This window comes from Chryseobacterium sp. JV558, from assembly GCF_033712365.1.
In the GTDB taxonomy this organism is placed as follows: Bacteria; Bacteroidota; Bacteroidia; order Flavobacteriales; family Weeksellaceae; genus Chryseobacterium.
The window spans coordinates 250,941-261,551 of the sequence record NZ_WJHU01000005.1 but is presented as its reverse complement, the minus strand read 5'-3'; the positions used below and the strand labels follow the sequence as shown (position 1 = coordinate 261,551).

11 protein-coding genes are annotated in these 10,611 nt (G+C 36.4%); 6 read left to right on the top strand and 5 right to left on the bottom strand.

The features are described 5' to 3' along the window. Positions 1-556: 556 nt before the first annotated feature. A complete protein-coding gene (locus tag GFU89_RS18435) occupies positions 557-718 on the bottom strand; it encodes a bacteriocin-like protein (protein WP_318848530.1) in 162 nt (53 codons plus the stop codon). Positions 719-945: 227 nt separating this feature from the next. On the opposite strand from GFU89_RS18435, the gene GFU89_RS18430 reads away from it, so the two are divergent. Then, positions 946-1,218, top strand: a complete 273-nt coding sequence (locus GFU89_RS18430) for a bacteriocin-like protein (RefSeq protein ID WP_318848529.1) — start codon at positions 946-948, stop codon at positions 1,216-1,218. A gap of 61 nt (positions 1,219-1,279) precedes the next feature. Here GFU89_RS18430 and GFU89_RS18425 read toward each other — a convergent pair whose 3' ends face one another. Further along, on the bottom strand, positions 1,280-2,230 hold the full coding sequence (locus tag GFU89_RS18425) for an isopenicillin N synthase family dioxygenase (RefSeq protein WP_318848528.1): 951 nt from the start codon (positions 2,228-2,230) through the stop codon (positions 1,280-1,282). A gap of 84 nt (positions 2,231-2,314) precedes the next feature. On the opposite strand from GFU89_RS18425, the gene menD reads away from it, so the two are divergent. Next, complete coding sequence (gene menD / locus GFU89_RS18420) at positions 2,315-3,985, top strand: 2-succinyl-5-enolpyruvyl-6-hydroxy-3-cyclohexene-1-carboxylic-acid synthase (RefSeq protein ID WP_318848527.1); 1,671 nt, start codon at positions 2,315-2,317, stop codon at positions 3,983-3,985. A 2-nt stretch (positions 3,986-3,987) separates the two neighbouring features. On the opposite strand, the gene GFU89_RS18415 is transcribed toward menD, so the two are convergent. Together GFU89_RS18415 and GFU89_RS18410 are read right to left on the bottom strand one after the other, a co-directional pair. Next, positions 3,988-4,614: an aminotransferase class IV gene (locus tag GFU89_RS18415; protein WP_318848526.1), complete on the bottom strand. Its 627-nt coding sequence runs from the start codon at positions 4,612-4,614 to the stop codon at positions 3,988-3,990. Beyond that, entirely contained in the window at positions 4,598-5,575 is a 978-nt protein-coding gene (locus GFU89_RS18410; protein WP_318848525.1) for an aminodeoxychorismate synthase component I, read from the bottom strand. The genes GFU89_RS18415 and GFU89_RS18410 overlap by 17 nt, the downstream gene beginning before the upstream one ends. 47 nt (positions 5,576-5,622) lie before the next feature. Here GFU89_RS18410 and GFU89_RS18405 point away from each other — a divergent pair, with 47 nt between their 5' ends. The 4 genes from GFU89_RS18405 (at position 5,623) to GFU89_RS18390 (ending at position 8,488) form a co-directional block, all read left to right on the top strand. Beyond that, positions 5,623-6,345 carry a hypothetical protein gene (locus GFU89_RS18405; protein WP_318848524.1) on the top strand — a complete coding sequence of 241 codons (723 nt, stop codon included), beginning with the start codon at positions 5,623-5,625 and terminating at the stop codon, positions 6,343-6,345. A 72-nt stretch (positions 6,346-6,417) separates the two neighbouring features. Further along, positions 6,418-7,146, top strand: coding sequence for a beta-carotene 15,15'-monooxygenase (locus GFU89_RS18400; RefSeq protein WP_318848523.1), 729 nt, complete (start codon positions 6,418-6,420; stop codon positions 7,144-7,146). A gap of 14 nt (positions 7,147-7,160) precedes the next feature. Further along, positions 7,161-8,240 carry an AI-2E family transporter gene (locus tag GFU89_RS18395; RefSeq protein WP_318848522.1) on the top strand — a complete coding sequence of 360 codons (1,080 nt, stop codon included), beginning with the start codon at positions 7,161-7,163 and terminating at the stop codon, positions 8,238-8,240. Between the two features lie 11 nt (positions 8,241-8,251). Next, positions 8,252-8,488 (top strand): DUF3820 family protein, encoded by a 237-nt coding sequence (locus tag GFU89_RS18390; RefSeq protein ID WP_318848521.1) that lies wholly within the window; start codon positions 8,252-8,254, stop codon positions 8,486-8,488. Between the two features lie 78 nt (positions 8,489-8,566). On the opposite strand, the gene uvrB is transcribed toward GFU89_RS18390, so the two are convergent. Beyond that, positions 8,567-10,555, bottom strand: a complete 1,989-nt coding sequence (gene uvrB, locus GFU89_RS18385) for an excinuclease ABC subunit UvrB (RefSeq protein ID WP_318848520.1) — start codon at positions 10,553-10,555, stop codon at positions 8,567-8,569. Positions 10,556-10,611 lie beyond the last annotated feature (56 nt).

Here is a 10,611-nt window from a genome sequence, read left to right as displayed (position 1 = left end):
GTTCTATTCTATCATCAAGTATATCTAAGATTATCAAATCACTTAAGTATTATAGTATTCCTTTGAATCCTTTATACTATGATCAATGTGGCTGGATTCCTGCGGAATGACATAATTGGGGATAGTAGATAGATCTTAGAATGTAAATACTTACAACTCCTAACCCCGCAACCCGGATCCCGAATCATTCAAGATTCATCACTTATCATTTATTATTCGTCTCCCTCCTAGCCCCGATAGTAATGGTTACCCCGCAACTTAAGTGGGAGTGTCAATGGGTTTGAGCGAAGGAAAGCCAGGCGTGAGGAGTATGAATGGATAGCGGGAGAAAGCTCTTCTTAGCAATGTTAATGTATTCTCTACTTTAATACCAAGTAATACTTATTACTAGCAGTCATTATTTTAAGCTCATAAAGCGTCTGTTTTTTATATAATGCATCTGTTTATAGAAATCGCATAAGAGCAGCTAAAACCTATCTTATTGTTAACATAGAGAAAGAAAAAAACCGCTTCAACAAAGAAACGGTTTCCATTTATGGCATTTTGATTTTCAATCTTACATATCACTGTTGGTATCCGGACATTTGAAATCATCACTGCAGGTAGCGCAAACAATTACTCCACTGCAATAATACATACAGAAATCTGCTTCAGGAAGAGTAGCACCTCCGGAAATACTTTTTAATTGGTCTTTTTGTAGTTTTTTTAGATTTTTCATATTGTTTTAATTAAAAATTTGTAGGTAAAGTAAAAATAGATAAAATATTTTAAATTAAACAAGATTTTATATTGAAAAAAATAAAGTTTAATAAAGAATAGGAGCATTATCATCCTGAATAAGCTTAATTTGATTTAAATATTTGATTATTAATGAAATAAATGTTATTTTTAAACAAGCGTTATCCGAAAAGCTTATAGAGTAGGAAATACCAAAAATTAATAACTATGAAAAATCTAAAGAAACTTTCAAGAGACGACAAGAGAAGTATTGTTGCCGGAGTAAACTTCCCGGCATATTGTTTTGAAGGTGGAGGACCTGGGGAAGGGGGTTGCTCTGCCGGAGAGATCTGTTCAAATGGAAAATGTGTTCCTTATGGTGGAGGCCCGGGAGGTGGAGAAAATCCTGGCGGCGGTGGTGATTCTTATACCTGTATTTGCCCGTGGGGAACTTTTACACAATCAACTCCATGTCCGGAATTTTACTGTATAACGGGATAAGATAAAAAGTAATGACTATTTAAATAATAACGGCTGTCTCAAAAGAGGCAACCGTTTTATTTTATTTTTTAATCAATCCCAATTCGATCAATCTTTCATGCAGGAATTCTCCAGCAGAAGTATCTTCGTATAATTTTGGATTGTTTTCGTCTACACAATTCTCAAGTGCATTTAAAGACATGGCACTGATAGGATGCATAAAGAAAGGAATTGAATACCTTGAAGTACTCCACGACTCTCTTGGCGGGTTTACCACTCTGTGGATAGTAGATTTCAGTTTGTTGTTGGTATGTCTTGAAAGCATATCTCCCACATTGATCATCAATTCATCCGGTTCTGCAATGGCATCAATCCATTCTCCGTTGTGGTTCTGAACCTGAAGACCTTTTCCTTGTGCTCCCATTAAAAGAGTAATAAGGTTAATGTCACCGTGAGCGGCTGCTCTTACCGCATCATCCGGTTCTTCAGTGATTGGCGGGTAGTGAATCGGTCTTAAAATAGAATTTCCTTCTGCGATTTTGTCATCAAAATAAAATTCATTTAAACCAAGGTGCAATGCTAAAGCTCTCAGAACATACTGTCCCGTTTTCTCAAGCATCTGGAATGCCTCTTTACCTACTTCGTTGAATTTTGGAAGTTCATCAACGATTACATTGTCAGGATACTCAGTTTTGTATTTTGAATCATCAGACAAATATTGTCCAAAGTGCCAAAACTCTTTTAAGTCTCCTTTTTTGAAACCTTTTGCGGTTTCTTTACCGAATCCTACATACCCTCTCTGGCCGCCGATTCCTGGAATCTCATACTTCTGTTTGGTTTCCACTGGCTGTTCAAAAAAGTTTTTTACCTCTCCATACAAATCATCCACTAGGTTGTCATCAAGAAAGTGGCCTTTTAGGGCTACAAAACCAATTTCTTCATAAGCTTTTCCGATTTCATTTACAAATTTCTGTTTGCGTTCCGGGTTGTCCGAAAGGAAATCACGCAGGTCTACACTAGGTATTTTATCCATTTTTAGAAATTTACGAATAGCAAAATTACATTTTTTTTAAATTAAATGATTTTAAAATCATTATTTATAAGTTAAATTTGCTGTATGAAAAAATATTCTTCTAAGAGAAGTATCCAAATACTCGCACATCTTCTTCAACAGTACGGAATTGCTGATATTGTAATTTCTCCGGGGTCAAGAAATGCTCCTTTGGCCATTCATTTTTCAGAGATAGATAGTTTTAACTGCTACAGTATTGTAGACGAAAGAAGTGCAGCTTTTGTTGCTATGGGGATGGCGAAAAGCGATAAAAAGCCTGTAGCAATTACCTGTACCAGCGGATCAGCGGTCGTGAACTATTATCCTGCTGTTACTGAAGCTTTTTATCAGAATATTCCACTTTTGGTACTTACTGCTGACAGGCCGACTGATTTTGTTGATCTGTTTGATGGGCAGACGATAAGGCAGAAGGATGTTTTTCATCAGCATTCCTATGGTGATTTCCAACTGTTGGAAGACAGCAAAGAACATGCGGAAGATATTAATTTTGATATCATTAAAAAAGCCATTGAACTTTGTTTTGAAAAGCAAGGTCCGGTACATATTAATATTCCTTTGGAAGAACCTTTGTATGAGCTTGTTTCAGAACTTCCTACTTTTCCTACGGTAGAAAAAACAATCAAGCACAAAGAGTATGAAATCCCTTCAAATTTGATTGCAGAGTGGCATACTTCACAAAGAATCATGCTTTTGGTAGGAACAAGAGATTACAGTCCTGAATTGGAAAATCAATTGACACAATTGGTGAAAAACCATTCTGTTATTGTTTTGTGTGAAGCTAATTCTAACTTACATCACGAGAAGTTTTTTAAACATATAGACCGTTATATATTTAATTTTACTGAAGAAGACTATAAAACCTATGCTCCTGATCTGTTGATTACAGTGGGGCAGAACGTAGTTTCTAAGAAAGTAAAACAGTTCCTGAGAAGTGCCCATCCAAAACAGCACTGGCATCTGGATGAAGTATGGCAGCCGGATACCTATTTCTCACTGACAGAAAAAATTGAAGTTAAGCCTGAGGTTTTCTTCTCAAAATTGCTGAAATTTATCAATTTGGAGCCTAGACCTTATTTTAATCTTTGGGACGTTTTAAGAGATAAAAAAGATGCTAAACACGAGCAGTTTTTGAATACGATTGATTTCTCAGATTTTTATTTCTTCAATAAGGCTTCGCAGACAATTCCTGAAAATTATAATATTCATTTCAGCAACTCTTCCGGGATCAGATATGCACAGCTGTTTGATTTTGGAAAGAGAAAAATGTACTGTAACAGAGGAACCAGTGGTATTGACGGATCTACTTCTACGGCAATGGGATTTGCTATCAAAAATGAAAATCCTACTTTGCTGATCACAGGAGATTTGAGTTTCTTTTATGATATCAATGGACTTTGGAATCAATATATTCCACCATTTGTAAGAATTATGATCTTCAATAACGGTGAAGGAAATATCTTTAAGATCATTCCGGGACCTGGAAATGCCAACCCGAATACATTAGACGAGTTTATTGCCACCAAACACCGTAAGAATGCAGAATCTCTTGCCAAGCACTTTGGGTTCTCCTACGTAAAAGTAGAGGATGAAATTACGCTTGACAGAGTTCTGGAGAATTTCTTCAAACCTGACGCACAGCCAAAAATCCTGGAAGTAAATACTCACGGGAAGAATAGTGCAGATGTGCTGAAGTCTTATTTTGAATTTATGAAATAATCTTAAAGATCAAGATATTCTTCATTCCCAGGCAGATTGATAATTCTGTCAATAGGATAAATAAACATATCATCAAAATCATTCAACGCATTAATGATCTGGAAATGGGTGAATTGCTTTATATTTTGTAAAGTAATCTCCGTTTCTTTGATCTTTTTATGCTTTAAAAGATGCTGTCTTTGTACTCCGTTTAGCAGATAGGTAGCAGGAGTATACCAGTCTTTTCCCTTTAAAAATAAAAGGTTGGAAAAAGAAGTATCTGTGATATGATTATTTTTAACGATGATAATTTCTTCTGTTTTGGACTTCATCTTCATTTTATCCAACTCTTTACGGTCTTCAAACTTGAATGAATAATCAAAACTGTTATTTTCTACCAGTTTGAAATCCTGAATCTCAGGAATAGCATAAGGAATCATCTGTGTCCTGATTCTTTTATCGAGATCATAAGAAATTCTTAGCTTGAAAAGACCATCCTCATCATGCTGCAGATTTTTATAGATCTTGGCCAGATCAATGGAGTCTTCTTTTCCGAAATGGGAAAATGTTTGATTGACACGTTTCTGATGTAGATCCAATAGAAAAATCTCTTTATCTTCTACTTTAATGCTTTCAATGAATTGGGACATAGATTTTATTTTTCATTTCCTGATATTCGTCTTCTAATTTACTCATATGCGTTATACCGCCTCCGCTTTTGAAATAAAGTTGGTTTCCTTCTTTTTCTATAAAGCGGATGATCACACAGCTATCTACATTTTGGCCGTCAAACCATCCGCAAACGCCAGTGTAATATCCTCTGTCATACCCTTCTGCATCCAGAATTATTTCTAGTGTTTTAGGCTTTGGAGCTCCTAAAATAGAGCCTGCAGGAAGAAGTTTCTGCATTATACTTCCTACTTTCCCATCAAATTCAGGTTTTATCATACCTGAAATTTCAGAACTCATTGCATAAAGATCCTTTTGCTGGGTTTTGATGAAATCAATATGCTGGAACTGGTCCACTTTTACATCATCAGCTACCATGCTCAGATCATTTCGGAGCAGATCCACTACGGTGTAATGTTCTGCTTTTTCCTTTTTATCATTCTTCAGTATTTCTGCCGCATTTTCAATAGAAGCATCAATAGTGCCTTTCATGGGATAGGTTAAAATTTTACCGTTAATGATCTTTACAAAAGTTTCAGGAGAAAAAAATACAAAAAAATCTTTATAAAAAACTTTATACTTTGCATTTGAATGATAAAAAATCTCTTCTAAGGTTAAATTGGTCTCTATTTTCGTTTTTCTAGTATAGTTTACTAAATAAGAGTTTCCCAGACGAATATTTTTCTGAACCTTGTCAAAACCTGTTTTAAAGCTTTCCAACGTTTCAGGAAATGATTTCCAGACTACTTTTTTATCTAATTCATGTGTTTCTTTTGCGTTTGAAAACTCTTGAAAATCAATAATTAAACCTGATTTTTCAATTTCATGTTCCTGGTATATTTCGACACTCTCTGAGAGAAAGTCGATCACGAAAAAATAGGGAACCTTCTGAAGAGAAAGCTCGTCCATTTCCATAAATTTTTGATGATTCACTGAAAACATTCTGCAAAAATAATTATTGATGTTTACTTTTGCATAAATTTTTTACGATGCAGAACAAATATCCTCAGAAACCGGGACTAGATTTTATATTGAAGCAGGCTTTTTTTTATTGGAATAAAACACTGGTTTTTCAGTTGATGTTTTCCATCATCTTTTTTGGAATATTGCTTACCGCAGTTATGCTTTTTGGAGCGAAGTACAATGTTTTCTCTTACAACAAAGAATTGGAGGAAGCCTTTTTGCAGGGTACGAAGATGTATCTGAAAAAAATGGAAGAAATAGCGGCTACCGAAAACTATCAGATGTTTACTCTGGCTGTCATGGGAACGACAGCGTTTTTGTATCCGTTGAATCTTGGGATGTTTCAGATCTTCAGAAAAATTGATCTTAAAGAAAATATTGTAATCGGAGATCTGTTTGCAGGATATAATGGGCTCAACTTTTTCAAATATGTAGGATATTTCCTTTTCTGGTTCTTCATTTACAGATTTACGATTCCTACCGTAGTGCTGGCAGTGGCCTGGGTTGCTGTAACGCTATTTGTAGCACCACTTATGTTTTTTACGAACAAAAGGATATTCGAGGCGATTTCTCTGAATTTTAAAGCCCTTAAAATGTATTTTGTAGAAATAATGGTGTGCGTTATCGTTGCTTTTCTATTTAAGTACTTAGGTTTTGCTCTGTTTTTGATAGGAGGACTTTTCACATTTCCTTTTTGGAATGCTATGATTTATTCACTTTATAAAACGGTTTTTGCAGAGAAAAGTTAAAATTCATTCGTGTTTAATATGATTTTTTACTAAAAAAAACTAAATTTGGTAAAATCATTAAATATTTAAACTATGTCTGAATTTAACGAATTTGATCAGCAAGGCTCTGTGCCAAACAGAGATACGGGGTCTATTATTTCTCATGCCTTTGAAATGTATAAAGGTGTTTTCGGCTACGGAATCGTAGCTATGATTATTTATATGGCCGGAGGGTATCTTATTCAGGTACTTACAGGATTTAATTCTGCTTCTTTAGCGGAAGAGATGAAATCTTCAGGAGGTGACTTTAATTATTGGAGTGCTCCGGGGCTGCCTTTATATATGGGGGCTTCCAGTCTTTTCGGTCTTTTATTGTCTCCTTTGTATGTAGGATTGATCTACATGGTGAATAAATATAATACGAAAAGTCCTATTGAGTTTTCTGATCTTTTCATCGGATACCGTCAGAATTTTGTAAATATATTGATCTACAGTCTTCTTTCAGGGATTATTTCTTCAGTTGCTCTTGCTTTGTGTGTTCTGCCTATTATTTTTGTATATCCCTTCCTTTTATTAGGGTATCCTATTCTGTTGTTTGAAAATGCTTCAGCTACAGATGCTTTAGGTAAATCTTTCAATATTGCTAAAGAAAACTATGGAATTTTCTTATTAACCGGATTTTTAGGATTTCTGATCTCTATTGCAGGGGTTATTCTTTGTGGAATAGGAGTTATCTTAACCGCTCCGTTTATTATGATCGTAATGTACTCTACGTATTGTGCTTTCTTAGGAAAACCAAGACAAATTATGTTCAGTAAATAAAAATATAAAAATAGATGATGAATAAGGACAAACAAATAAGCAGTGTTGCGATAAAGCAGATGTCGTTGCTGGCCATTATTGTGGTGCTGGCAGGGTTGATCTGTTTTAATCTGGCATTGTTTATACCCTCAGTTCTGGGGGCAATTACCATTTATGTAGTCTGCAGAAAATATAACTTTTATCTGCAGGAAGAGAAAAAATGGAAATCATCACTTGCTGCTTTAGCATTAATGTTTGCGAGTCTTATTGTTCTTATTCTTCCAATCTATTTTATTGCCGATCTGATTATTGATAAACTGGGAAATGCGCAGGCTTATATGGCCAAGTTCAATATTTTCCTGGATAAAATACATTCTTACATATTTTCGAAAACAGGATTTGATATTCTGAGCAAAGAAAATATGGTGAAACTGAAAGATTCTGTAGGGAAGATTTCAACATCAGCACTCAGTGGTACTTTCAATACCCTTACCGTAGTGATGTCCATGTATTTTATTCTCTATTTTATGCTGGAGAAGCCAAGGCTCTTTGAAAAGATTCTTACTTCTTCTGCTCCGTTGAAGAGATCCAACATTTCTTTGATAGGCGATAAAATGAGAAAACTGATTATGGCCAATGCTATCGGAATCCCGGTTGTAGCAGTAGGACAGGGGATTGTGGCTCTTATAGGATATCTTATATTTGGGGCACCGGGCGCTGTATTGCTTTTTGCATTAACGGCTGCCGCTTCAGTGATTCCTGTTGTAGGAACTGCCCTTGTGTATGCTCCGGTGTGTATCTTTATGATTGCTGAAGGAAATACGGTACAGGGAGTCGGTTTAGCGATCTATTGTGTTGTAGTGGTAGGTCTTACTGATAATCTTCTTCGTTTTACCCTTTTAAAAAAACTGGAAAACATCCACCCATTGAATACGGTATTTGGAATTATCATGGGAATGAATCTTTTTGGTTTCATGGGGCTTATTTTCGGGCCTATTCTGATCTCACTGACCCTTCTTCTGGTTCAGGTGTACAGAAATGAATTTTCGGATGAAGAGACTCCTCCGGATCTTGAACTGCCTGGGCAGGACGATATTAAAGAAAAATTAATTTAATTATATACAACGTGGAAGGACTCAATCCCGAAATACTAAAAGAAATCTGTGTAATGAAGATGCCGTTCGGTAAGTACGAAGGAACGATTCTGATTGATCTTCCGGTCAGCTACCTGGAATGGTTCAACAAAAACGGAATGCCAAAGGGAAAACTGGGAATGCAGCTTTCAACAGTTTACGAGATCAAATTAAACGGTCTGATGGATCTTTTGACTCCCATCAGGGCTGCGGTAAGAAATGGATTATAAAATTAAAATATTTCAATCCTAGTATAAAGCTTCGGCGGCATCAAAGATGCCGCCGAAGCTTTTTTATAATCAGTTTTATTAAGCTTTCAAAGCTGCAATTTCATCTCTCAGCTTGGCTGCTTTTATAAAGTCAAGGTTTTTTGCAGCAGCTTCCATTTCTTTCTGCTTCTGAGTAATCATTTTCTCTATATCTTCACTTGCATAGGTAGCTTTTGTTTCTGCCACCTTTTGCATTATTTCCTTTTGGGTATATTTCTCATCAGGGAAGTCTTTGCTTCTTCCGACAAGGTTTTCAGAAATCTTTTTATTTAATGCTGTTGGCTTCATACCATGATCGTCATTGTACTGCATTTGTTTAGCACGGCGATATTCAGTTTCATCCAGGGTGGCCTGCATAGATTTGGTGATTTTATCAGCATACATGATTGCTTTTCCGTTCACATTCCTTGCGGCACGCCCCACAGTTTGAATCATCGATCTTCTGCTTCTCAGCATTCCTTCTTTATCCGCATCCAGAATAGCAACCAACGAAACCTCGGGTAAATCCAGTCCTTCTCGCAATAAATTGACTCCGATAAGCACATCAAAAAGCCCTAAACGGAGATCCTGCATAATCTGAATACGTTCCAGCGTTTCAACATCAGAGTGAATATATCGGGTTCTGATTCCAAATTTGATGAAGTATTTCGTAAGCTCTTCCGCCATTTTCTTCGTTAAAGTGGTTACCAGTACTCTTTCATCAGCATCAGATCTTTTATGGATTTCCTCCATCAGGTCATCAATCTGGTTCAAGGAAGGTCTTACTTCGATAATAGGGTCTAGAAGTCCTGTAGGGCGGATAATCTGCTCTATATAAGCTCCTCCGGTTCTCTCAAGTTCATAATCTGCAGGAGTTGCAGATACGTAGATGACCTGGTTTTGTATGGCTTCAAATTCCTCAAACTTCAGGGGTCTGTTATCCATAGCTGCAGGAAGTCTGAATCCATATTCTACCAATGCCTCTTTTCGGCTTCGGTCACCTCCATACATTGCATGCACCTGTGGAACAGTTACGTGGCTTTCGTCAATAACCATCAAAAAGTCTTTAGGGAAATAATCAATCAGGCAGAAAGGTCTTGTTCCCGGAAGACGGCCGTCCAGATATCTCGAATAGTTTTCAATTCCTGAGCAATAGCCCAGTTCTTTAATCATTTCAAGATCCAACTCTGTTCTTTCCTGAAGTCGCTTAGCCTCTAATGGTTTTCCAACAGAGCTGAAGAAATCAACCTGTTTTACCATATCATCCTGAATGTCTTTAATAGCCCCGTTTAGGGTTTCTTTTGACGTTACAAAAAGATTGGCCGGATAGATTTGAATCTGCTCAAAAGTAGATTCTACATTTCCTGTAACAGGATCAAAGCTTTGGATCTTTTCAATTTCATCTCCAAAAAACTGAATTCTGATTGCGTTATCAGTATATGCAGGAAACACATCAATCACATCCCCTTTTACACGGAATGTACCTCTTTGAAATTCGTTTAATGTTCTGGCATATAATGCATTAACCAGTGAGTGGAGAAGTGCTGTTCTTGTCACTTTTTCACCAATCGCTATAGAGATTAAGGATTTGTGGAATTCTGTCGGGTTTCCGATACCGTAAATACACGATACAGATGCCACAATCAAAACATCCCTTCTTCCCGAAAGAAGACTGGCAGTCGCAGAAAGACGTAGTTTTTCAACCTCTTCATTGATGCTCAGATCTTTTTCAATATAAGTTCCTGTTGTGGCAATGTAAGCCTCAGGCTGGTAATAATCATAATAGCTGACAAAATATTCCACGGCATTTTCTGGAAAAAATTCCTTAAACTCCATAAAGAGCTGTGCTGCCAATGTTTTATTGTGTGCCAATACTAAAGTAGGACGCTGTACATTGTGTACAACATTCGCAACGGTAAAGGTTTTTCCGGATCCGGTTACCCCAAGAAGTGTCTGATATTTCTCCCCGATTTCTATTCCTTCGGTAAGTTTTTCAATTGCTTTAGGCTGGTCTCCTGTAGGTTTATATTCTGATTGAAGCTTAAACATAGAAAAGAATGTATACAACAAAAATACGAAAGAAATTTTTAGACAGGATAATGTTT

Bases quoted from the DNA above. Each gene is read 5' to 3' on its own strand.
- GFU89_RS18405 (WP_318848524.1), top strand. From the start codon at position 5,623: ATGCAGAACAAATATCCTCAGAAACCGGGACTAGATTTTATATTGAAG.
- GFU89_RS18400 (WP_318848523.1), top strand. From the start codon at position 6,418: ATGTCTGAATTTAACGAATTTGATCAGCAAGGCTCTGTGCCAAACAGA.
- uvrB (WP_318848520.1), bottom strand. From the start codon at position 10,555: ATGTTTAAGCTTCAATCAGAATATAAACCTACAGGAGACCAGCCTAAA.
- GFU89_RS18410 (WP_318848525.1), bottom strand. From the start codon at position 5,575: ATGTTTTCAGTGAATCATCAAAAATTTATGGAAATGGACGAGCTTTCT.
- GFU89_RS18425 (WP_318848528.1), bottom strand. From the start codon at position 2,230: ATGGATAAAATACCTAGTGTAGACCTGCGTGATTTCCTTTCGGACAAC.
- GFU89_RS18430 (WP_318848529.1), top strand. From the start codon at position 946: ATGAAAAATCTAAAGAAACTTTCAAGAGACGACAAGAGAAGTATTGTT.
- menD (WP_318848527.1), top strand. From the start codon at position 2,315: ATGAAAAAATATTCTTCTAAGAGAAGTATCCAAATACTCGCACATCTT.
- GFU89_RS18415 (WP_318848526.1), bottom strand. From the start codon at position 4,614: ATGTCCCAATTCATTGAAAGCATTAAAGTAGAAGATAAAGAGATTTTT.
- GFU89_RS18395 (WP_318848522.1), top strand. From the start codon at position 7,161: ATGATGAATAAGGACAAACAAATAAGCAGTGTTGCGATAAAGCAGATG.
- GFU89_RS18435 (WP_318848530.1), bottom strand. From the start codon at position 718: ATGAAAAATCTAAAAAAACTACAAAAAGACCAATTAAAAAGTATTTCC.